This window comes from Psychrobacter sp. UBA6291, from assembly GCF_002439405.1.
Classification (GTDB): Bacteria; Pseudomonadota; Gammaproteobacteria; order Pseudomonadales; family Moraxellaceae; genus Psychrobacter; species Psychrobacter faecalis.
Genome location: NZ_DJUD01000010.1, coordinates 1 through 23,587 on the forward strand (window position 1 = coordinate 1; position 23,587 = coordinate 23,587).

Sequence of the window (23,587 nt, forward strand, 5' to 3'; positions counted from 1 at the left end):
ATGCGGTACAGCATGCCTTCAATGGTACGTCTTAGATTGGGCTTGTTATATACGTTAATTTGTCGCAATATAATAAATAGCTTGTGCCAAAATTCATCGTTGAGCTTGGTGCGAGTCATAAGTGATGCCTTATTTCTTTGTTGTGGTAAACAGTAGAGTAAGGCGTTGCTTATTTTTTTCAATGGTTCCTCAATTCTATACAGCCCCTAGATTTTTTGCATCTTTCTGCTTCTCAACTTTATGCTGGTCTTCTGTGCTATCGACTTTCCAATAGCTGGATATGTATAAATGCGTTTTTGGTATTGAAAAATATGTTTTAAAGTGATGGCGCAGGGCGCGCATACTATGAAATTCACATGCTGCCCACACCGCAGGCTGGCCTGCTAGCCACGTAAGCGTTTTAACCCTTTCAAGTAATGGGCTGCTTTCGGTATTTGGATGTGAGTTGATCACCCAGTGAATGTCAACGTTGTCTGGTTTTTTGAGTAGTTGCTTATCCGCTTCACTGGTGACCTCAAGGACTGCATAGCCGCAGGCATCAGCAGGTAGCTGGGCAAGATTGACGCTAATGGCTGGTAGCGCTGTCATATCACCAACCAATAAAAACCAATCTGCCTCATTATTAATCAGCTTCTTTGGCCCTGGGCCGCCGACCAATATTTGCTCACCCACTTGGGCGTTACGTGCCCACATTGAAGCAGGCCCTTCAGCGTCATGCAAAGCAAAATCGACATCTATTTCATCCTCACGTTGTCCACTAATGGTATAAGTGCGAATCAGTGGCCGAGCCCCATGGTCTTGAGGAAATATGAGTTTGATATAAGCGCTTTCTTGATCTTCTGGAAAGTCAAGCAGGCCAGTACCGCCAAGCGTGACGCGGTACATCTGTGGCGTGATGTATTTGGTACGAACAACATTCAATGTTCTTGGAGCGGGTTTTGCCATTTTAATGCCTTTCTTAATTTAAGTGTTTCATTTTTTAAGTTATCAGTTTAGATAACGCCAGTATAGAAAATTGACATTCTCTAGTAATGATAAGCTCTATATTGTTTAAAAGTTGGCCTTTAGACTGACGGACATCTGGCGCTCGGGTCCCATCCAGCAGTTATTACTATCGTAGCAAGTACCGACATAGGTTTTATCAAACAAATTATTGATACTAGCGCCAACAGTGAGCATTGGATTGATTTGATAGCTGCCACCAATATCTACCAATGTCACACTTGGCAGATCGTCTGAATTTTGCTTATCAAGTTGCATACCGTCTTCATAGCGAACGCCTGCATTGAGGGTCAATTTATCTGTGGCGTAATAGTCTGCCCACAGTGTCGCTTTATGTTTAGCGGTTTGTGCTGGCGTATTGCCGACCACGTCAGGGTTAAATTCATCTTCGGTAATCTCAGCATCGGTATAGCTGTAGCTTGCAGCAATATCTACCCAATCACTTAGCATGTAGTTGCCTGAAACCTCGAAGCCTTTAGAGGTAATTTCACCCGTTTGAACTTTCTGTTGAGAATTAGCGGGGTTTATTACTACGACGTTCTTTTGCGTGATATCAAACACCGCCAACGTTCCTTGTGTGACGCGATCGGGAGAAAGATATTTGATACCAACTTCTAACTGATCAGCGGTGGTGGGCTCAAATGCCTTGTTGGTAATGAAGTTGCTACCGACAACAGGCTGAAACGACTGTGAATAGCTGGCATAAGGAGAGAAGCCATTATCAAAGTCATAAATGGCAGCAAGGCGACCACTGGTTTTTGATGCGCTGTTATCAATCGTTTTGTTACTATAAACAGCACCTTTAGAGGCGTCGGTTTGCTCAGTTGTACTGTCAAAATTGTCGTGACGTAAGCCTGCTACTACCGTCAAATCTTGCCACTGCATCTCATCTTGTACATAAAATCCCAGCTGGCTTTGTTCGATGTCTTGTTTCTGTCGATAAATATCTAATGGCAAAGTGTCAGCATTGATTTGCGAAAAATCGGGTTTGGACAAATCAAGGTTTGGTGTGCCATCTGCGCCAGCATCATAATAAGTGGCGATACTGTCCGTTTCTTGATATTCCACACCAAATAATAAATTATGCGAAGTATTGGCAGTATCTAACTTATAAGCCAGCTGATTGTCTGTGGTCCAGTTGTTCATCGCCTCATCAGTAGTATAGGCCACACGATTTAAAATTTTGTCACTACCCGTGATAAACCCTTCTTGATTGTACATATTGCGCTGCTGCGCTTCGGCATCGGTATAGCGTAGGATATGCTTAAAAGTTAATTTGTCATTGATAGCCCAGTTGACAGTCACACTTGGCATCAGTACTTCTTTGCTAAAATGATTCCACTCGTCACCTGCGTAGGCATCACTATCTAGCTTGCTATAGCTGGCGTTGTAAACTGTTCCAACAGCAGGAAGCGGAGTAGAAGGCACCATCTCTGGATCATCTTGATAAAAAAGATTGGCAAGAACGGAGACATCTTCTGTCGGTCGCCATTCAAGTGACGGATTAATTAAAGTGCGCTCTTCTTCTGTGGTCTGCATCTGTCCCTCTTTTTTACGTTTTAATGCCACCAAGCGATAATTGAGCGTATCTGAAATAGGGCCGGTCGTATCGACTGCCACTTCTTTGAGGTTTTGATTGCCAAAGCGCAACTGTACTTCAGACTCTTGGGTATTTTTTGGCGTTTTGGCGACCTGATTGACCATGCCTCCTGGAGCAGCATAGCCGTAAAGTGAGGATGCTGGGCCTTTTAACACTTCTACCGCTTCAGTCGCATAAATGTCTACTTGCGGCATCAGATTCCAAGCGCCGTCATAGGGGAGGCGCAATCCATCATAAAAATTGGAATAAGTCTTAAAACCGCGAATATTGTATTCATCAAAAATAGATACCGTACCGCGACTCTCAGTACTCACGCCGGGCTCATAACGTAACGCCGCATTAACGCTATCTGCTTGACGTTTTTGTAATAGTTCTTGATTGATTCTGCTATAGCTCATTGGAGCATCGTTAGGATCTAATGCAGTTTTGGTGCCTGTACTACGGTAGCTGTCAGCGTAGACCGTAATGGTATCTAAGGTCGTCGCTGGTGTCGAACTAACCGTAGCAATATTCTCATTTTTATTTTGGTCATCTTCAATATTATTTGCCGTTTCTTCAGCGTATGTAACATGGCTAATACTCATTAATAAGCCAATCCTGACTGCCATTTTTAATTGTTTTTTTCGGGCAGATTCGGAACGTAAAAGAGACGGCATCGTATTTCCTTTCAGATAGAAGTAGTTGAGGGTTTTGAGTTAAAAGATATGAATGTTCAATACGGAAATAATGATAACACTAATGATTATTGTTATCATTAAAAAAGATGGTTTTTTGCTTTAAATTTCGTATTTTAAGTATTAGCCTTAGTAGTGCCTCTAAATACTAATGATGGTTGCATTGAGAAAAGGTGCGAGTGATTATTTAAAAACCTGGCAATTATTCCCTTTCATCAAGTGACAGAGCACCTTTAAAGCGTAATAATCGCAAAGCATTAAGCGTAACCAGCACCGTTGCGCCGGTGTCAGCCAACACCGCGATCCATAAGCCAGTGATCCCTAGCACCGTAGTAATCAGAAACACTGCTTTTAGGCCCAGCGCAAAAATCACGTTTTGATGAATGTTAAAGAGCGTTGCGCGCGACAGGGCAATCAAATGAGCGACGTCGGTCACGCAACTTTTCAATAAGGCGACGTCAGCCGTTTCAATAGCGACATCCGTACCACCGCCCATCGCAACACCGACATCGGCAGTCGCTAGCGCTGGCGCGTCATTGATACCATCGCCTATCATTGCTATTTTATGATTATCCTTCATCTCGTTTAGCAGACGCAGTTTATCTTCGGGCAACAGCTCTGCTTGCCATTCGACATCTAAATGATTGGCAAGCGCCTGCGCAGTTAGACGGTTGTCGCCTGTCAGCATAACAGAGCGCACGCCCAGCGCTTTAAGTTGTGCCACACCTTGTTGCGCATCTTCTCGCAACTCATCTCGTAACGCTACCAAGCCTAGCACCTCACGGTTTTGCTCATCGAACAGTACCGAAACCGTTTTCCCTTCATTTTGTAGCGCTTCAATTTGGGTATTTTGTTTAGGGGTTATTGAAGTTTCATTAGCGGCATAAACAGGAGAACCGATCGCTAGCGCGTGCCCGGCTACTGTTGCATGTACGGCTTTACCAGCAGTAGCATAAGCATTGGAAGCGACTGGCATGGCAATGTTAGCGGCTTTGGCGTGATCAATGATGGCTTTTGCAAGCGGATGACTAGAGGCGGACTCGACACTGGCAAACAGTGCTAATATCGCATCTTCACCTTGAGAATCCGTATGCTGTTGGGTAAAGGCGACAACGTCGGTAACGCGGGGTTTGCCTTCAGTTAACGTACCCGTCTTATCAAAAGCAACGGTATTAACACGACCAATGGTTTCTAAAGCGCTACCGCCTTTGATAAGCAAACCGCGACGCGCACCAACAGCTAGACCGGAGGCAATAGCGGCTGGTGTTGAGAGGACGAGGGCACAAGGGCAAGCAATGAGTAATAGTGCTAGACCGCGATATAGCCAAGTTGCCCATTCGCCTCCCATCGCTAATGGCGGGATGATAATAACTAAGGCGGCGATCGCCATCACTGCTGGGGTATAGTAGCGACTGAATTTTTCGATAAAACGTGCAGTGGGTGCTTTGGAGGCTTGAGCTTGCTCTACCAGCTCAATAATACGCGCAATGGTATTGTCAGCAGCTGTTTTTTCTACGCGTATTTTCAGCGCGCCATCCATATTGATCGACCCTGCGAACACCTTGTCACCTATCGTTTTGGCAACAGGGATAGACTCTCCGGTGACTGGCGAATCATCAAGGCTGGATGCGCCTTGAGTAATAACACCATCGGCAGATACCTTATCGCCAGGGCGCACCAGTACTAAGTCATCTATTTGCAACGAGTCTGCAGGAACATCACGCTGTCCACCTTGTGCATCTAATAAAATGGCAGTTTTTGGAACCAGTGACGCCAATGCTCTAATGCCAGCACGCGCGCGATCAGCAGCCACGCTCTCTAATAACTCACCGACCGAGAATAAAAATACTACTGCTGCTGCCTCTTTAGGCTCACCAATGATAAGCGCACCGATTGCCGCAACCGTCATCAGCATCTCAATCGAAAAAGGTGTGCCAGTCATCGCCAAGGCTAAAGCTTTGCGAACAAAGGGAAAAACGCCCACAATGACTGCAACAGCAAATGCCCACATACCATAATCGGGAAAAAGTAACGATAGCGCATAGGCAATACCCATCAAAATACCAACACCAACCACTTGCTTGCCTTTACGGCTTTGCCACCAGCGCTGCTGCTCTGTAGCGGATTGACGGCTACTATTTGCTGCGATTGATTGATCCGTAGTGGCAGATATACCAAAACCAAGACGTTTGATGGTTTTCTCGACATCACTAAACTGCGTAGACCCATTAGGCGCTAGTGTTAGCGTTAACTTTTTGGTGGTGAAGTTAAGCTGTATGTCAGAGACGTCAGGCATACGGGCAAGCGCCGTTTCGATTTTGCCGACGCAGCTGGCACAGTCCATACCTTCAATATGATATTGCATAACTATTTTTCCTAATGCGTTGTCCTGATAACTTGTCTTGCTGTGAGAATTCTTTCAATAGATCTATTGTGAACCCTCTAGTGGCTTCAGAGTCAAGGGCATTTACATGCAACTGGATAAATTTGATTTCCTCTATATTTAACCTTATAGTTACTTTAATGTTTAGGTCTAAAAAGGCAATCATGTTGATTAAAATCGGAGAGCTCGCTAAACGTACAGGCGCCACAGTAGAAACCATTCGTTACTATGAAAAGGAAGGTTTTTTGCCCGAGCCTTCTCGCAGTGCAGGCAATTATCGTTTATATAATGAAGAACACATTGAGCGTCTACAATTTATTTTGCACTGTCGCGCGCTTGATATGGCGTTAGATGAAGTAAGGGTGCTGCTGCAGTATTGGAATGAACCTGACAGAGACTGCGGCGATGTGGATGCGTTGTTGGACGAGCATATTGAGGCGGTGGAAGTTCGTATAAAAGAGTTGACGCAGTTAAAGCAACATCTCACGTTTTTACGGCAAAAATGTGCCAGTAGTGCACCAGCGGTATCATGTGGCATCTTAAACGCGCTTGCTGATAATTCTTGTCATGAGTAGAGATATCAGCAGTGGAAACTGATGTTGTTCAATAGCGTTCGTGCGCTCAGGTTTATGAGCTCTTAATTCTTTAAAATAAAGGGTTCGAGCTAAAGAACTTGAGGTAATGCGAGGTGATGTCTAAATACAGTGATTAGTATACTAAGATTGGTGCGCCCACAGCGCATCGACTAATACACCTTAACCCTTAGGATATAAAGGATAGAGGATTTTTTCTATTATTTTTAACAACAAATTTAACAACTTAAATAGCACTATCAACTTGCCATCCGCTCAATGTTATCTTTTATATCACAAGCGACCTTATTTGATAACTCTTTTTCAATATCATAGTTGTCAATGATAGTTAAAAACGCTTCAGCGACTGATGCTACTTGATCAATCATTGCTTGAGCTTTATTTTTCTTAATATCAGCTGCTTTAGCCAGTTTCAGTAAGTCAGATCGAGTAGGGTGCTTCGCTTCACCTGTCACATCCATTTGATGATAACCATTCATTCCTGAGTTATAAGCGAGATCATAAACGGGCGCTAATGACCACCTGCCAGCTTTGTCCATCATAAAAGAGAAGTTTTTGCTATGGTCGTCTTTATTATTAAAAATCACATTAAATACCGCATGTCTAAAACCGTCTTCTACCGCGGCTTGTGACCCAGTTAACATACGCATACAGCGCAAATACTGCAGATAATCTAGCGATGGGATGCGAAAATCAATGTCTAATAAGCCTGCCAGCGTATGAGTATGCACGCGCTGATCGCCTATTCGGTCAAAACGCTCAACCCCAAACGCGGCATAGTCGTTATTAATATCAAAATAGTGATGCGCTGGCATGTTAAGACCTGCTTTTTTTGCCATATCCGCATAAAGCGACTCTAATAAACAAACACTTTTGTGCTCAGATTGGGCAGGGAACTTGATAAGCCATGGCGTTGCAGATGAGTACTCATAGGTTAAATCAGTGGTAATAAAGTCACTGGATTTATCGTATAATACCAGCGCTTTTGGTCTAGCACCTTGAGGAGAGCCACCAATAACGATAAGTTTGGCTAATATGTCACTGTCTTGACCTGATAAAATGGTTTGATTGGCGGCAGCAAGCTTAGCTAAAGTCAGCTCACTCGTATCAATAGCATCAGATAAGTCATGTTCAGGCTCGAAGCTAAGCGCTCCCATCGCAGAATCACCAATATAAGGCAAGCGATCCAAAACATTCACTTGCCTTACAGGCTTGTCCATCAGCCAGACACACTGCATCATAGCCAAAGGCAGGGCGTCGTCCATCCATCGTTAATTTACCAATAAGACGCTTATCCCCGAATCCTCGATAATAAACATCAATAACAGATATCGGTTGATACATAGAGTTACTCGCCATTTTTATTTGAGGCTCGCAGGCGCGGGTTTTGCTTAGCAATAATATCTTCAATATTGCTAGGCGTAACCTCAAAAAGCTGGGCAAAATGATTAATCATGCCAAGTGCGATAGCTATTCAAATCACGTTATCGAGCGTACCGCCTTGACCAGACTCAATACGAGCAACCGTACTGACACCAATCCCTGCTTTCTCTGCTAAAGCGGCTTGGGTTAGATTCAATGATAATTGCTGCGTTCTTAAGCGTTTACCTAAAATATCACCGATTTCAGTTGGGGTATAGAAGTCAAACCGTATATTCATAGCCTAATATTTCATATATGGAAGGTCGTATAGGAATACATAATAGCAAGCTAAAGTCAAACTCTCGCCCTCAAGCCAGTTTGTTCATTTTAGGCTTAGATCTGCTGGTTGAGGGCTTGCGTTTGGTATTTTTCAATCACGATACTTCGGTATTCCGACAGTTAACCAGCTGTTTAACCGTTAAAGGTGAGGTAGGGCTGGTTTCTTGTCGTGTGCTGGGAAAGCGTTTATACCATTCATATGGTGACATTTTCCACTATCTCTCTAAATTTATTTAGAGAGATAGATCAACGCCTTGTGGGTCTTTTTTAATCGTGTAAAGTGTGAATAATGAAATTAATGAGACGATAGTAATATACAAACCAATCATCCATGACTGTTGATAAGTTGCCATAATCCATTGCGCAATCATCGGAGCGAACGCACCACCAATAATGGAACCTAATGCATAGCTGATGGATACCCCTGAAAAACGTACTTTGGCAGGGAACATTTCAGCAAATAAAGCTGATAATGGGCCATAAGTAAAACCTAGGGGAATAGCCCAAACTACTAGTGCTAGCATGAATAAAAATGGAGATTTGGTATCAATCAAAAACCACATTGGTATCGACCATAAAGACAATAAGATATAGCCTAATTTAAAGATCTTTAGACGACCAATCTTATCACCTAACATGCCGCCCCAAAGGGTTGATACTAACCAAGAGAAAGCAGCCGCAACTACGATTAGCATGGTTAAAGTAGGGTCAAGTCCTAAGGCTTTTTGACCATAACCCACCATAAAAGCGATAAGAATATAACCACCTGCATTCACTCCCATAAAGATTAAAGCCGCTTTAAGAACTGTTGGCGTGTGATTTTTGAATAGCAATGACAATGGTGCAGAGGCTTCTGCTTTACGGCGATGCATGGCTTCAAACACTGGTGATTCTTTAACCGAACGACGGATAAAGGTGCCCACGATGATCAATGCAATCGATAATATAAATGGAATACGCCAACCCCACTCGAGGTAAGCTTCTTTACCTAGAATCAAGTTTAAGAGTAGCAGAACACCAGTCGCTAAAATCATGCCGATGGGCACGCCAATTTGTGGGTAAGCCCCAAATAGTGAGCGTTTGTTAAGAGGTGCATGCTCGACAGATAACAATGCTGCACCGCCCCATTCACCGCCTGCAGAAAAGCCTTGGATAATACGTAAAAATACCAAAGTCAAAGGTGCTAATACACCAATTTGCGCATAAGTCGGCAAGAAGCCTATTAAGGTCGTTGACGCACCCATCAAAATCAGGGTTGTCACCAATACCATCTTGCGACCGTATTTGTCACCCAATCGACCACATACGATTGCGCCTAATGGGCGAAATAGGAATGAGATACCAATGGTAGCAAAAGCGATGATTTGGGCTAGCATAGGGTTCGATTTGCTGACTTCAGCGAAAAACAGGGGAGCAAATATGAGACTTGCGGCTTGTGCATAGATGAAAAAATCATACCATTCGATCGCAGTGCCAACCAAGGTGGCAGTGAGTACTTTTTTATCCTGATGTACAGCAAGCGTGGCGTTTCCAGCCATCGTTGTAGTGGTTGTCATTAATGACTCCTTGTCTATAAGTTATCCTAGAAATAACTGCTTAGCTGTTTTAGCTAAGAATTATTTATTGATACTTTTTAATCCATTAAATAAAAACTGTGTATCACTTGTTTCATAATCTAGTCATTCTGTAAGCTTACGTCAATATGTTTTTTCAACAAAGTTTACTTTAGTTGAAAAAAAAGGAATCATGACGATTCCTTTTTTTTGCAAATTTGTATAGATATCAAGCACTACGTTCAACTAATGTCAGGATGTCATAAGTTGCGACCAAATCGTTACGTTGGTTCTTAACTTTGATATCCCATACTACAACTCCGTGAGCTTTTTCCGCTGGATCGCGTTGTGCTTTTGGTGTTTTTTGTTTACAAGTTAACTCAACTTGGATGGTATCGCCAATCTTAACTGGCTCAACGAAGCGTAGGTTTTCCATGCCGTAGTTAGCGATAACCGGACCAGATGGCGCATCAACAAATAAACCAGCAGCTGCTGATACGATAAAGTAACCATGTGCAATTCGCTCACCGAACAACGAATCTGCCGCAGCAACTTTGTCCATATGTGCATAGAAGTGGTCGCCACTTAAGCAACCAAAATTTACAATATCTGCCTCAGTCACTGTACGACGCGCGGTCAATAGACGTTCACCAATACGAAGCTCGTCGAATGATTTTTTGAACGGATGAACACGGTCTTCGAACACGTGAGCACCAGCTGTCCAGCTGTGACTGACTTGCGTCATGGCATCGGGTGAACCTTGAATGGCGGTACGTTGCATGTAGTGTTTAACAGCTCGCAATCCACCAAGTTCTTCACCACCACCGGCACGGCCTGGTCCACCGTGTACAAGTAATGGGATAGGTGACCCGTGACCCGTACTTTCACGAGCGCTTTCACTATCTAAGATATGGACACGACCATGCCAAGGGGCAATTTTTTTCAATAAGGCTTCGATGTTTTCATCTTTATTGCGCACGATAGAGGCAACCAAGCTGCCTTCGCCACGTGCTACAAGTGCGCCGAGTTCAGCTTGGTCGCTGTATGGCATTAGGGTGACAACTGGGCCAAATGCTTCGATGCGATGGATGTTTTCAGCTTGGCTTGGGTTATTACAGACCAGTACGGTAGGTGGGTAACAGGCTGATTTTTCCTCATCATCTACTTGTAGGGAGAAGTCTTTACGTAAGTGACTACCGAATATTACTTCGGCCTCTTGACTTAGTTGCTCGACTTTTTCGGCGACATCAAGTTTTTGCTTCACGCTAGCTAATGTACCCATGGTCACTTCTTCACGGCTTGGGTCACCGACCACGACTTTTTGTAGTTTTTCAACTAGCCGGGTTTGCACTGTTTCCAGCAAGGCGGCAGGGACAAACGCGCGACGAATCGCAGTACATTTTTGACCAGCTTTGGTAGTAACTTCACGGAACACTTCGCGGACAAATAAATCGATAGTTTCATCGTTAGCGGCTGTGCTTAAAATTGCACTGTTCACCGAATCGGCTTCCATGGTGAATGGAATTGAATAGGCATTTAAGTGTGGATGGGCTCGTAGTTTTTGACCCGTTGCTGCGGAACCTGTGAAGGTTACAGTGTCTTGGACATTTAGATGATCAAACAAGTCATAGGTTTGACCACATATCAACTGCAATGAACCTTCGGGCAATAGGCCGCTTTCATTGATCGCGGTTACTACAGCATGAGTCAGCTCAGCGCCTTCTGTTGCTGGCTTAACGATACAAGGGACACCCGCTAATAGAGTTGGTGCGATTTTTTCTAACATGCCCCAGACAGGGAAGTTAAACGCATCAATATGAATGGCCACGCCCGCTTTTGGGCTTAGGATATGCTTAGCGCCGAACGTACCATTTTTTGATAAAGGAATCCAAGCGTCTTCAACTAAGGCAGTCTCATCGCTTAGCTCACGGCGCACGAGGCTTGAATATGCAAATAAGGTACCGATACCTCCTTCAATGTCAATCCAAGCGTCTTTGCGCGTCGCACCAGTTGCTGTAGCTAATGCATAAAAATCTTCTTTACGTTGAAGCAAATATTGTGCAACCAGTTTTAGGGCATTAGCGCGTTGGTGGAATGTCCAATTAGCAAGCGCTGAGCCATATTCTTTGGCGTAGTCAACCACGGCTTTGGTATCGATACCAGCACTGCTGACTTGATAAATGGGCTCGCCGGTGATCGCATGGTTCACGGTTCGAAAGTCGCTTTGTGCGACGTAGTCTTTGCCGAGGACGAGCGAGCTTAAAGTTTTGATGTCTGACATGTAACAATTCCTTTTATGATACATTTTAGTAAAAAAACAAAAATAAAGAGTATCATAATCTGTATCTAAATCGCTAAAAAGTCAAGTTTATTTATAATTAAAAAGGCTTTTTTGAAAATTTTATTCTAAATTACTTATATAAAACAACAACTTGTGATTAATATTAGAGAAAAATAAAGCGATACGTAAAAATAGATGTTGATTTTAAAATAGTATCGCTTTATATTATATGACACTAACGCTTAAGGATGAGGGATTATATGAATACGCAAGTAGAATTGTTTGATAACAAGGTTGAAAATGACATTTCAATTGAACCAAAGGATTGGATGCCAGATGCTTATCGTAAAACGCTTATTCGCCAGATTGGTCAGCATGGGCATTCAGAAGTGGTTGGCATGCTACCTGAGGGTAACTGGATTACACGTGCACCAACACTCAAGCGTAAGGCTGTCTTGTTGGCCAAAGTGCAAGATGAAGCAGGTCATGGATTGTATCTATACAGCGCCGCTGAAACCCTAGGTGCAGATCGTGACGATATGATGGAAAAGCTCATTGCCGGCCGCATGAAATACTCATCAATTTTTAATTACCCAACTTTAACATGGGCTGATATCGCTGCTATCGGCTGGTTGGTCGACGGCGCTGCCATCGTCAACCAAGTAGCGCTTTGCCGAACGTCATATGGCCCATACGCCCGCGCTATGGTGCGTATCTGTAAAGAAGAAAGCTTCCACCAACGCCAAGGCTTTGAAGCCATGATGGAATTGGCGAACGGCACACCTGAACAAAAAGCCATGGCACAAGATGCAGTCGATCGTTTCTGGTGGCCAGCGCTCATGATGTTCGGTCCAAATGATGATAACTCACCCAATAGTGCTGCTAGCATGGCTTGGAAAATCAAACTATTTAGTAACGATGAGCTCCGCCAAAAATTCGTCAACAATACCGTCCCACAGGTGTTGCAACTTGGTCTAACCATTCCTGACAAAGATTTGACGTTTAACGAAGAAACGGGCAACTACGAATTTGGTGAAATTAACTGGGACGAATTTTTTGCCGTTATCGCTGGTAAAGGCCCGTGTAACCATGAGCGTATCGAAGCCCGACGTAAAGCTTGGGAAGATGGTAAATGGGTTCGTGATTCTGCTGCTGTCTATGCGCAGAAACAACAAGTCAATGCTCAAAAAGCTGCTTAATATTTTTTAAAGGAAAATTAGCCATGGAAAACAAAAACAATTGGTCACTTTATGAAGTGTTTATCCGTAGCAAGCAAGGATTAAGCCATCGTCATGTTGGCAGTTTGCGCGCACCAGATGATGAAATTGCCCTGCAAAACGCACGTGATGTCTACACGCGTCGTAACGAAGGTATAAGCATTTGGGTAGTGAAATCAGAGTTGATTACCTCATCGCAACCCGAGGAAAAACCAGAATTTTTTGAGCCATCACTCGACAAGGTATATCGTCATCCTACCTTCTATCAAATTCCGGACGGTATTGAGCATATTTAAGGTGGGAGATAATCGATGAATAATCAAGCATTAACACAGTTTTTACTTCACGTTGGTGACAGCCAACTGATTCTATCGCACCGCTTAGCTGAGTGGTGTGGACATGCCCCTGAGCTTGAGATTGATATTGCCTTATCAAATATCGGTTTAGACTTATTGGGTCAATCGCGTACTGTGCTAAGTCTAGCTGGACAAATCGAAGGCTTGGGCCGTGATGAAGATAAAATGGCTTTTTTACGTACCGAACGTGAATATCGCAACCTATTGCTATGTGAACAACCCAATGGCGATTTTGCCCAAACGATGGTGCGCCAATGGTTGATGGATCAGTACCATGTGTTGTTACTTGATGCGTTAAGTCAAAGCAGTCACGTAGAGATCGCAGCTTTTGGTGTGAAGTCATTGAAAGAAGCAAAATATCACCTACGTTTCTCACAGGCATGGATGGAGCGCTTAAGCTTAGGCACCGATGAAGCACATCAAAAAACGCAACAAGCGCTGAACAACCTATGGCGCTTTACTGCTGAATTGTTTGAACTCACCACTGACGAACAAGCTTTGGTTGACAGTGGCGTCTTACCAAAACTCAATTTCCTAAAAGATGAGTGGTCAGCGCAGATTGAAAGTGAGTTGGCACGTTTTAACTTAACGTTGCCTGAAATTGGCGCATACCGCCGTGGTGCGAAACAAGGCGCGCATACCGAGCACTTGGGCTATATTTTGGCAGAATTACAATACATGCAACGTACTTACCCAAATATGAATTGGTAAACATACACGACAGGGAGTCAAAGTATGCGGTTAATTCCACAAGTCACAGATGCCTGCTGGCAAGCCCTTAATCAGGTTCATGATCCAGAAGTACCTGTTTTGACCGTGCTTGATTTAGGCATGATTCGTGGCGTTGATATCAACGCAGATAACGAAATCGTGGTGCGTTTAACACCAACCTATAGCGGCTGCCCAGCAACCGATATGCTAAAAGATGAGATTACCAATACGTTTACCGAACGTGGGTTGACCCCTGTAAAAGTGGTGATTGACTTGTCTGAAGCTTGGACGACTGACTGGATGAGTGAGGCAGGTAAGCAAAAGCTGCAAGAATATGGCATTGCACCGCCGCAAGGTGAGTCGCACAGCTGTGGTAGCCATATGCCGCTCACCGGCGGAGTGACCTGTCCCCATTGTCGCAGTCAACAAACCGAAATCATTAGCGAATTTGGATCGACGGCGTGTAAGGCCTTGTACAAGTGCCTCGACTGCCTTGAGCCATTTGATTACTTTAAATGTATTTAATGCAAGGGCAGTCGCCAGAAGGCACGCGACGCTCAGCTCATTAATCAGTTCGTATGTTAAGCAACATGCAAAAAGGAGTTTCGCATGAGTCAATTTTTACCACTAACCATCAAAGCTATCCAGCCACAGACAGAGCAAGCGATTTGTATTGCCTTTGACGTCACGCCGGAAGTTGCGGGAACCTTTGAGTACCAGCCAGGTCAACATTTGACCATCCGTCATATGACCGACAATGGCGAAATCCGTCGTTGCTACTCCATCTGTAGTGATGTGCAAGAAGACATGAGCATCGCTATCAAGAAGATTGACCAAGGCCAGTTCTCTACTTGGGCGAACGAGTACCTCGAAGTAGGACACACCCTAGAAGTCATGCCACCACAAGGCGTTTTCTTCCAAAAAGCCGCTAAATCTGGTGGTCAAAACTATTTAAGCTTTGCTGCTGGTAGTGGTATCACTCCCATTTTATCCATCGTCAAAACGGTGTTAAGCACCCAGCCAGACGCCAATTTTACCTTGGTATACGGCAATCGCTCATGGCAACAAACCATGTTCTCTGAGCAAATCATGGACCTTAAAGACCGTTTCAAAACGCGCTTGCAACTGGTCAATATCTTCTCACGTGAGATGAGTGACAGCGACCTCTTTAATGGCCGTATCGATGCAGACAAATTACAACAGCTGTTTGACGCGCAATTGATCAGCGCTGATGTAGACCACTGCTTTGCCTGTGGCCCAGAAGAGATGATGGAAGCCGTTGAGACCGTCTTGCCAAAGCTTGGTATCGATCGCAAGAACATCCATACCGAGCGTTTCCACACGGGGACGGTCAACAAACCAACCGCCCAGCAAATCGAAAAACGTAGCGAAGAGCGCGTCAACATCATTTTGGATGGCCGTGAGCTGCTTGTGGAAGTGTCAAAACAGGATGACAGTATCCTAGATGCTGCCTTACGTGCGGGTGCTGACTTACCCTATGCCTGTAAAGGCGGGGTGTGCGCCACTTGTAAATGTAAGGTGCTCGAAGGTGAGGTCGACATGGCCGTCAACTATAGCCTTGAGCAAGAAGAGTTGGACAAGGGCTACGTGCTCAGCTGCCAGTCTTTACCCGTCTCACCCAATGTACGCTTAAGCTTTGACGCGTGATGTTAAGACGACAGCAGATTATTTGCCCTTTTTAGATGTTCAATAGGGTTTAAAAACCCCTCTTATTTCATTGTTTTTATTAGGATTCAGGGATGAATTATATTAAAACCTCCAGTCCAAAAGAAGGCGTTGCACTGATTGAGTTGAATCGCCCAGAAAAACGCAACGCCTTAAACAACGCCACGTTGCAAGAGATTGCCACGCAGCTGCAAGCCTATGACGCTGATACCAGCATAAAAGTGGTCGTCATCACTGGCAATGCTCAATGCTTCGCTGCGGGTGCCGATCTTAACGAGCTTATTGAGCTCGATACCATCAGCTTGCAAACCGATATCCGCCCAACCTTATGGAAGGGCATTGATGAATTCAGCAAGCCACTATTAATGGCCGTCAATGGCTATGCCCTTGGTGCGGGTTTTGAGCTGGTGCTGCATGGTGACATCGTGGTCACGGGTGAAAATGCCCAATTTGCGCTGCCTGAGATTGGCTTGGGCATGCTACCAGGGGCAGGGGGGACGCAGCGTCTTGCCCGCCTAGTCGGTCAGCAGCTTGCCATGCGCTGGGCGATGACAGGCGAGCGAATCAGTGCGTCAAGTGCCCAGCAGCATGGAATCACCACTCAAATCTGCCCAACCGATCTGACCGTACAGTACACCATCGATCTGGCGGCCAACATCGTCAAACAAGCCCCTTTGGCCATTCGCGCCATCAAGCAGTCGCTCAAAAGCATTCATGAAGTGAGCCTAAGCCAAGGCCTCAAACAAGAGCGCCAGCTGTTTGTTTGGCTGGCTGCCACTCAAGATCGCGAAGAAGGCATCCGTGCCTTTTTAGAAAAACGTCAACCCAGTTTTAGAGGTGTGTAATGGACTATCAAACGATTCTCGTCGAAGAAAAAAATGCGGTCGGCTATCTGACCTTAAACCGCCCAAAACAGCTGAACAGCTTTAACGAAGCCATGCACAAAGAAGTGTCCAGCGTGCTCAAAGCATGGTCAAAAGACAGCAGCATTCGTGCTGTGGTGCTCTCAGCTGAAGGTCGCGGTTTTTGTGCAGGTCAAGATTTGGGTGATCGCGTGGTTGACCCAAATGCCGACTCGCCAGACTTGGGTCTATCCATCGAGACTTACTACAATCCGCTGATTACACTGATTACGAATATGCCAAAGCCTGTGATCTGTGCGGTAAATGGCGTGGCGGCTGGTGCTGGCGCGAATATCGCCTTAGCCTGTGACTTGGTATTGGCGGCCAAATCCGCCTCATTTATACAAGCGTTTTGCCGTCTTGGGCTGGTACCCGATTCAGGCGGCACATGGTTCTTACCACGCGTTGTCGGACGCGCCCGCGCGATGGGCTTAGCTATGCTAGGCGATAAGCTGTCGGCGGAACAAGCGCTGGCGTGGGGCATGATTTGGCAAGTGGTCGACGATGACGCGCTACGTAGCGAAGCTATTACATTGGCTGAACACTTGGCCAGCCAGCCGACTTATGGCCTAAGTCTTATTAAAAAAGCCATCAATGCCTCCGCGGACAATAGCCTAGAAGATCAGCTAATCTTAGAGCGGGACTTGCAGCGCCTTGCTGGCCGCTCAGCCGACTATAAAGAAGGTGTCCAAGCCTTTATGCAAAAACGCACCCCAACTTACCAAGGACGTTAATCATGGAAACGAGGGATTTATCAAAAGCCGCCATTGCCGTTATCGGGGCAGGTACTATGGGCATTGGTATTGCCCAGCTGGCCGCCATGCACGGTCACACGACCTATTTGTTTGACGTGGATGCTGCCAAAAGCCAATCCGCCTTAGCAGGCTTAGAAAGCCTACTTGCCAAACGGGTCGAAAAAGGCAAAATGACGCAAATGCTACTCGATAGCACCCTAGCGAATCTATCGATTGTTACCAATATTAATGAGCTGGCAGCCGTGCAGATGGTCGTTGAAGCGATTGTTGAGCGTCAAGACATCAAGCAGCAGCTCTTTGTTCAATTGGCTGATATTTGTGCTGATGATACGATTTTTGCATCAAACACGTCGTCCATATCGATCACAGCGATTGCCGCCGCAGTACCCAACCCTGAGCGCGTGGTGGGCTTACACTTCTTTAATCCCGCCCCAGTGATGAAGCTTGTGGAGATTGTGCGCGGTTTACGCACAGCGCCTGGAATCACCGAGGGTTTGTTTAACTTGATGCGTGCTTGGAAAAAAGTACCCGTCACCGCCAAATCTACCCCAGGCTTTATCGTCAATCGTGTGGCGCGTCCATACTATGCCGAAGGCTTTCGCGCCCTGCAAGAAAACGCGACCACGCCCGCGCAGCTTGACTTTATCATGCGTGAAGTCGGTGGTTTTGCCATGGGGCCATGCGAGTTGACTGACTTAATCGGTCAAGATGTCAACTTTTCAGTGACCCAAAGCGTCTATCAAGCGTTCTTTTATGAGCCGCGTTACCGCCCTTCATTGGTGCAACAAGAATTGGTCGATGCAGGATGCTTCGGGCGTAAATCTGGTCAAGGATTTTATGACTATAGTCAAACGCCAAAAGCCCCAGTCTATACGCTGCCAACCATCGACGTAAATGATGCCACAAACGATGCCGCGCTACCTGCCCTTGTCGTGCGCGGTGATTGGCGGTATGCCAACGGTTTGGTTGAGCGCTTACAAGCTGCGGACGGTCTCACGGTGACCCTTGAAGAGGCAGGCGTGAGCAGTATCGACATTGGTGAGGTCAGCATCCGTTTATCACAGGGTGAATCGGTGGAGGTTGATTACGATGATGCCAAAGTCATGCTGATGGACTGGCAGGCGGACTGGTCACAAGCCCGCGCGGTTGTGTTGGCGGCTGGGATGGCCTGTGATGCTGACGAGCTTAAGCTCGTGGCGCAAGTCTTTGCCCGCCTTGGCGTGGGTGTTATTTGGTCTGCCGACCATCCTGGTCTTTATGTGTTACGTACCATTGCCATGCTCATCAATGAAGGCTGTGAAGCGGTATTACATGACATCGCCTCTGAAGCAGACATCGACGCGGCCATGAAGTACGGCGTGAATTATCCCAAAGGGCCATTTGAATGGGCAGCGCTGCTTGGCTACGACACCGTGCTGAGCATACTTAATAATTTACAGCGCCTTTATGGGGAAGAGCGTTATCGCGCCAGCCTGTATTTGGTCAAAAAAGCCGCCACCTGCCACACAGCGAGCGCTTAAGCTTAATTGGTTTATTGTAAGGGGAATTATAATGCAACAAGTATATATTTATGACGCCATTCGTACCCCAATCGGGCGCTATGCTGGTAGTCTAAGCAGTGTGCGTACGGACGATTTGGCCGCTTTGCCAATTCAACATCTAAAAGATCAGCACCCAAACTTGCCGTGGGATAAGGTCGATGAGGTCGTGATTGGCTGTGCCAACCAAGCTGGCGAAGACAACCGCAACGTCGCGCGTATGGCAACGTTGCTGGCGGGCTTGCCTGATAGTGTGCCTGCCATCACCGTTAACCGTCTTTGTGCCTCGGGTATGGACGCGATTGGTATTGCCTCACGCTTGGTAAAAACGGGTGAGGCCGAGTTTGTCTTGGCTGGTGGTGTCGAGAGCATGAGCCGCGCCCCCTATGTCCAATCAAAGCCGACCAGCGCCTTTCACCGCGCCCCAGAAATCTTTGACACCGCCATCGGTTGGCGCTTTATTAACCCATTAATGAAAGCCGCGCATGGTGTGGACAGCATGCCAGAAACGGCCGAAAACGTGGCTGACAAATACCAAATCAGCCGCGAAGACCAAGATCTATTCGCGCTCCGCAGCCAACAAAAAACCGCCGCTGCCCAGCAGGCAGGTATCTTTAGCGAAGAGATTTTACCCGTTGAAGTCAAAACCAAAAAAGGTAGCGTGATGGTGGAGCAAGACGAGCACCCACGAGCAGATACCAGCTTGGCAGCCCTTGCTGGTTTGAGAACGCCCTTTCGCAAGGAAGGCGGCTCAGTGACCGCGGGTAACGCATCAGGCGTCAATGACGGTGCGGCTTGTGTGTTGATGGGTAGTGAGGACTTCGGTCAAGCACATCGTCTCACGCCGCAAGCACGTATTGTGGGTATGGCGAGTGCGGGTGTCGAGCCACGCTATATGGGTATCGGCCCTGTGCCTGCGGTAATCAAGGTGCTTGAGCAAACGGGACTCACATTAGAGCAGATGGACGTTATCGAGCTGAACGAAGCCTTCGCTGCGCAGTCGCTTGCCGTGATTCGCGAACTGGGCCTTGCCGATGATGACGCCCGTATCAACCCCAATGGTGGGGCCATTGCGCTCGGTCATCCGCTAGGTATGAGTGGGACACGTCTGGTCATCACCGCGATGAAAGAGTTAAAACGTCGTAACGGTCAATATGCGTTATGCACCATGTGTGTGGGCGTGGGTCAAGGCGTAGCAATGGTGATAGAAAGTATCTGAGCGCAGCGTTAACGGAAATTTTTAATTGGAAATGTAGTCAGGATGACTACGACAAGGAGTCTTATATGAATCATAATGTCATGGAACACATCGAAACTGCGTCGGTAGACGAATTACGTAGCGTACAGTTGCAGCGTTTGAAAGCCACGCTCAAACACGCCTATGAAAACAACCCAGTGTATAAAAAGAAATTTGACCAAATGGGTGTCCACCCAGAGGACTGCCAATCCCTAGAGGATTTGGCCAAATTTCCATTTACCACCAAGTCAGACTTGCGTGCCAACTACCCGTTCGGTATGTTTAGCGTCCCTCAAGAACAGATCGTCCGTGTTCATGCCTCATCAGGGACGACGGGCCAACCTACCGTGGTCGGTTATACCAAGCAAGACATCATGACGTGGTCAGATGTCGTCGCGCGCTCACTGCGTGCCGCTGGCCTGACCAGCAAAGACACCATCCAAGTATCCTACGGTTATGGCCTGTTCACGGGTGGTTTGGGCGCGCACTATGGCGTTGAACGACTGGGGGCAACGGTCATTCCCATGTCAGGTGGTCAAACAGAGCGCCAAGCCCAACTTATCCACGACTTTAAACCAACCGCCTTAATGGTAACTCCCTCGTACTGCCTAAATATTATTGAAGCGTTAGAGAGAAAATTTGGCACAGCCAAAGACTGTTCGGTTAAAACGGGTATTTTCGGTGCGGAACCGTGGACGAATGCCATGCGTCAAGAGATTGAAGCGCGCTTGGGTATTGATGCGCTAGATATCTATGGCCTGTCTGAAATCATGGGGCCGGGTGTCGCCATGGAATGCTTAGAATCTAAAGACGGCGCAACCATTTGGGAAGACCACTTTTACCCAGAAATCATCAACCCTGAGACGGGAGAGGTACTGCCAGACGGCGAGCTTGGCGAGTTGGTGTTTACCACCATTACCAAAGAGGGTATGCCCATCATTCGCTACCGTACCCGAGATTTGACCCGCCTATTACCAGGCTCTATGCGCACCATGCGTCGTATGGACAAAATTGTTGGTCGTAGTGATGATATGATGATCATCCGCGGCGTTAATGTGTTCCCCTCGCAGATTGAAGAGCAGATTTTACAAATATCAAAATTACTGCCAAACTACCAAATTCATATCATCAAGCACGGCCACTTAGACACTCTACGTGTCCATGTTGAATCATGTAGTGATGCCAGTGATCTTGAAGTGACGCAATTGGCCAGTAAACTGAAACAAAACATAAAAACGATGGTGGGTATCAGCGTACAGGTAGATGTCTTACCACAAGGCATGTTGCCTCGTTCTGAGGGTAAGGCTCAACGTGTTGTTGACCTGCGCAATGTCGCTGTTCCTGCTTAATGTAGTTAACACAGCGCGATAGTCTCTTGGGTATTATCGCGTGCTTTTTAAATAATGAATAAACGACATGAACGTGAAACTAAAACAATGTATCGATGAACTTATTTGTGAAGATGTCTTAAGTGGCACCTCATTAATTATGTCCATTTTTGGGGATTGTATCTTTCAACGAGGCGGGGTCATTAGTTTAGCCAGTCTGATTCAACTCATGGATGTATTCGGTTTTAATGAACGCTCTGTGCGTACAGCGGTGTTTCGCTTGGGTCAAAATGATTGGTTAAGCTCCGAAAAAATAGGACGTACCAGTTACTACCGCATTACCGACGTCAGCCGTGAACGCTTTGCGACCGCCCATGAAAAAATTTATGACTTACATCAGGGCGAGTGGGATCACAAATGGGACTTGGTGTTATTAAGCTCGGTTGAGCTTGGCAACAAAGCCTTGCTTAAAAAAGAATTGGAGTGGTTGGGGTTTGCCAATATTTCCACAAACCTCATGGCCTATCCCAGCTGTGATCAACAGCAGCTGCAAAACTTGCTATTTACTCTCAATATGACGGATCAAGTGGTGGTGTTTCGTGCCGAGGTCTTGCCCTTATGGCAAGAGTCATACCCGACACTCAAGCGTATGGTTGAGGTGAACTGGCCCATCGAGCAGCTGCACCAACGCTATGATAAATTTATTAACGACTTTCGTAATATTTTAAGCCTTATCGAAGATGATGATTTTGATGAACTGCAAGCGTTTCAAATTCGCATTTTACTGATTCATCAATACCGCCGTATCTTATTAAAAGACCCGAACTTACCGCTAGAGTTATTGCCATCCGATTGGCTGGCACTGACCGCGCGTAATCTGACCAGTAATGTGTACCAAACGATTATTAGCTCGTCCGAGGCATTTTTTCTGAACATTGCCCGTACGGCAGAGGGCACCATGCCACCAGCACGGCCCCAGTTTTATAAACGCTTCGGCGGCTTAAAGTTTGCTGCAGAAACTTAAACGAATGACGATGTCAAACGTTGTTTGATATGTCTTGATAAGGAAACGATGATGCCTTGCTATGCCATTGACGGCGTAATCCCTGTGATTAGCCCAGATGCTTATGTACATCCAACTGCCGTGATTATCGGCGATGTTGTCATTGAAGCTGGTGTGTATATTGGTCCGTTCGCTTCATTACGTGCTGATTTCGGTGGCATTCGTATCAAAAAAAACGCCAATATCCAAGATAATTGCATTATACATGGCTTTCCCAATCATGTAGTAGTGGTTGAAGAGTATGGACATATTGGACATGCAGCCATTCTACACGGCTGTATTGTGAGGAAGAATGCATTAGTCGGAATGAATAGTGTCATTTTAGATTTAGCAGAAGTAGGTGAAAATAGCATTATTGGTGCTAATAGTACCGTCAAAGCGAAGATGATTATTCCGCCAAATGTCATGGCATTAGGCAGCCCTGCAAAAGTGATAAGAGCACTTGAAGAAAAAGAGTTGGCTTGGAAAGCTCATGGTACTCAGCAATATATAGATCTTACCAAACGTTGTTTGCACTCTTTAAAGGAAGTTGAGCCTTTAACCATGGATGCAGACGAGCGGTTAACACATAAGCAATTTAATGCCCAATATCATATCAAATCAGAACTTTGATAACAAAGGCCATTATAGCTAACGAACAAAACTAGGACGTGAATTAATTCTTGTTATATTAAAGCGTGGGTGGTGTTCTAAAAAGTATGCTGGCGATAAAAGCCAATAAGAAATCTATGCGAAGTTCTCTGATTCTATAGGGCTTTCAAGACTTCAAAAATTATTCAAATTTTAATCAGCATACTTTTTGACACACCACCAAAGCGTGTTGAATATTCATAATTTCAGCAAGATATAAGCACAAGCGAGAGCTACTGTGTTCTCATAACTTCGTTTTAGCTTATCAAATCTAGTTGCAACAGCTCTGTAGGTTTTTAACTTAGCATATGTAACATCATGGATTGGTACTTTATCAGTCAGCACAATGGTTGTCTTGGTCTATATCTTAATTATGT

Annotated in this window: 20 protein-coding genes and 2 pseudogenes; 13 read left to right on the top strand and 9 right to left on the bottom strand. The window is 45.7% G+C overall.

All coding sequences use genetic code 11. The annotated features are described in order from the left end of the window. From B3R91_RS00805 to B3R91_RS00820, 4 genes and pseudogenes are all read right to left on the bottom strand, one after another. Positions 1-119: pseudogene (locus tag B3R91_RS00805) on the bottom strand (IS5/IS1182 family transposase); the annotation flags it as partial. 76 nt (positions 120-195) lie between these two features. Continuing rightward, positions 196-945 carry a siderophore-interacting protein gene (locus B3R91_RS00810; protein ID WP_286795875.1) on the bottom strand — a complete coding sequence of 250 codons (750 nt, stop codon included), beginning with the start codon at positions 943-945 and terminating at the stop codon, positions 196-198. 105 nt (positions 946-1,050) lie between these two features. After that, positions 1,051-3,258 (bottom strand): TonB-dependent siderophore receptor, encoded by a 2,208-nt coding sequence (locus B3R91_RS00815; protein ID WP_286795877.1) that lies wholly within the window; start codon positions 3,256-3,258, stop codon positions 1,051-1,053. A 220-nt stretch (positions 3,259-3,478) separates the two neighbouring features. Beyond that, the gene (locus B3R91_RS00820) at positions 3,479-5,641 is read right to left on the bottom strand and encodes a heavy metal translocating P-type ATPase (RefSeq protein WP_286795879.1); all 2,163 of its coding nucleotides are present in this window, start codon (positions 5,639-5,641) and stop codon (positions 3,479-3,481) included. 182 nt (positions 5,642-5,823) lie between these two features. On the opposite strand from B3R91_RS00820, the gene cadR reads away from it, so the two are divergent. After that, positions 5,824-6,234: a Cd(II)/Pb(II)-responsive transcriptional regulator gene (gene cadR / locus B3R91_RS00825; RefSeq protein WP_226928800.1), complete on the top strand. Its 411-nt coding sequence runs from the start codon at positions 5,824-5,826 to the stop codon at positions 6,232-6,234. A gap of 257 nt (positions 6,235-6,491) precedes the next feature. Here the strand turns inward: cadR and B3R91_RS00830 are convergent, their stop codons facing one another. The 4 genes from B3R91_RS00830 to paaZ form a co-directional block, all read right to left on the bottom strand. After that, positions 6,492-7,517, bottom strand: a complete 1,026-nt coding sequence (locus tag B3R91_RS00830; protein ID WP_286795882.1) for a type II toxin-antitoxin system HipA family toxin — start codon at positions 7,515-7,517, stop codon at positions 6,492-6,494. Between the two features lie 209 nt (positions 7,518-7,726). Then, positions 7,727-7,912 carry a helix-turn-helix domain-containing protein gene (locus tag B3R91_RS00835; RefSeq protein WP_286795884.1) on the bottom strand — a complete coding sequence of 62 codons (186 nt, stop codon included), beginning with the start codon at positions 7,910-7,912 and terminating at the stop codon, positions 7,727-7,729. Positions 7,913-8,186: 274 nt separating this feature from the next. Then, positions 8,187-9,509: an MFS transporter gene (locus tag B3R91_RS00840; protein WP_286795885.1), complete on the bottom strand. Its 1,323-nt coding sequence runs from the start codon at positions 9,507-9,509 to the stop codon at positions 8,187-8,189. Positions 9,510-9,735: 226 nt separating this feature from the next. Beyond that, a complete protein-coding gene (gene paaZ / locus B3R91_RS00845) occupies positions 9,736-11,787 on the bottom strand; it encodes a phenylacetic acid degradation bifunctional protein PaaZ (RefSeq protein ID WP_286795887.1) in 2,052 nt (683 codons plus the stop codon). Positions 11,788-12,047: 260 nt separating this feature from the next. On the opposite strand from paaZ, the gene paaA reads away from it, so the two are divergent. From paaA to B3R91_RS00905, 12 genes are all read left to right on the top strand, one after another. Continuing rightward, complete coding sequence (gene paaA / locus B3R91_RS00850) at positions 12,048-12,986, top strand: 1,2-phenylacetyl-CoA epoxidase subunit PaaA (protein ID WP_286795888.1); 939 nt, start codon at positions 12,048-12,050, stop codon at positions 12,984-12,986. 23 nt (positions 12,987-13,009) lie between these two features. Further along, positions 13,010-13,300, top strand: a complete 291-nt coding sequence (paaB, locus tag B3R91_RS00855; protein ID WP_207968876.1) for a 1,2-phenylacetyl-CoA epoxidase subunit PaaB — start codon at positions 13,010-13,012, stop codon at positions 13,298-13,300. 15 nt (positions 13,301-13,315) lie between these two features. Beyond that, positions 13,316-14,071 carry a 1,2-phenylacetyl-CoA epoxidase subunit PaaC gene (gene paaC, locus B3R91_RS00860; protein WP_286795892.1) on the top strand — a complete coding sequence of 252 codons (756 nt, stop codon included), beginning with the start codon at positions 13,316-13,318 and terminating at the stop codon, positions 14,069-14,071. Positions 14,072-14,095: 24 nt separating this feature from the next. Continuing rightward, entirely contained in the window at positions 14,096-14,596 is a 501-nt protein-coding gene (gene paaD / locus B3R91_RS00865; protein ID WP_286795894.1) for a 1,2-phenylacetyl-CoA epoxidase subunit PaaD, read from the top strand. Positions 14,597-14,680: 84 nt separating this feature from the next. Then, positions 14,681-15,739: a 1,2-phenylacetyl-CoA epoxidase subunit PaaE gene (gene paaE / locus B3R91_RS00870; protein WP_286795895.1), complete on the top strand. Its 1,059-nt coding sequence runs from the start codon at positions 14,681-14,683 to the stop codon at positions 15,737-15,739. 92 nt (positions 15,740-15,831) lie between these two features. Next, positions 15,832-16,602 carry an enoyl-CoA hydratase-related protein gene (locus B3R91_RS00875; protein WP_286795897.1) on the top strand — a complete coding sequence of 257 codons (771 nt, stop codon included), beginning with the start codon at positions 15,832-15,834 and terminating at the stop codon, positions 16,600-16,602. Then, positions 16,602-17,393, top strand: coding sequence for a 2-(1,2-epoxy-1,2-dihydrophenyl)acetyl-CoA isomerase PaaG (gene paaG / locus B3R91_RS00880; protein WP_286795899.1), 792 nt, complete (start codon positions 16,602-16,604; stop codon positions 17,391-17,393). Before B3R91_RS00875 ends, paaG begins: the two co-directional genes overlap by 1 nt. Before the next feature lie 2 nt (positions 17,394-17,395). Further along, a complete protein-coding gene (locus B3R91_RS00885) occupies positions 17,396-18,934 on the top strand; it encodes a 3-hydroxyacyl-CoA dehydrogenase (protein WP_286795900.1) in 1,539 nt (512 codons plus the stop codon). Between the two features lie 31 nt (positions 18,935-18,965). Beyond that, on the top strand, positions 18,966-20,171 hold the full coding sequence (pcaF, locus tag B3R91_RS00890) for a 3-oxoadipyl-CoA thiolase (protein WP_286795902.1): 1,206 nt from the start codon (positions 18,966-18,968) through the stop codon (positions 20,169-20,171). A gap of 65 nt (positions 20,172-20,236) precedes the next feature. After that, entirely contained in the window at positions 20,237-21,538 is a 1,302-nt protein-coding gene (paaK, locus tag B3R91_RS00895) for a phenylacetate--CoA ligase PaaK (RefSeq protein WP_286795903.1), read from the top strand. A gap of 67 nt (positions 21,539-21,605) precedes the next feature. Next, positions 21,606-22,541, top strand: a complete 936-nt coding sequence (locus tag B3R91_RS00900; protein WP_286795905.1) for a PaaX family transcriptional regulator C-terminal domain-containing protein — start codon at positions 21,606-21,608, stop codon at positions 22,539-22,541. 51 nt (positions 22,542-22,592) lie between these two features. Then, positions 22,593-23,192: a gamma carbonic anhydrase family protein gene (locus B3R91_RS00905; RefSeq protein ID WP_286795907.1), complete on the top strand. Its 600-nt coding sequence runs from the start codon at positions 22,593-22,595 to the stop codon at positions 23,190-23,192. A gap of 216 nt (positions 23,193-23,408) precedes the next feature. Here the strand turns inward: B3R91_RS00905 and B3R91_RS00910 are convergent. After that, positions 23,409-23,519, bottom strand: a pseudogene (locus B3R91_RS00910) (IS5/IS1182 family transposase); the annotation flags it as partial. Between the last annotated feature and the right edge of the window lie 68 nt (positions 23,520-23,587).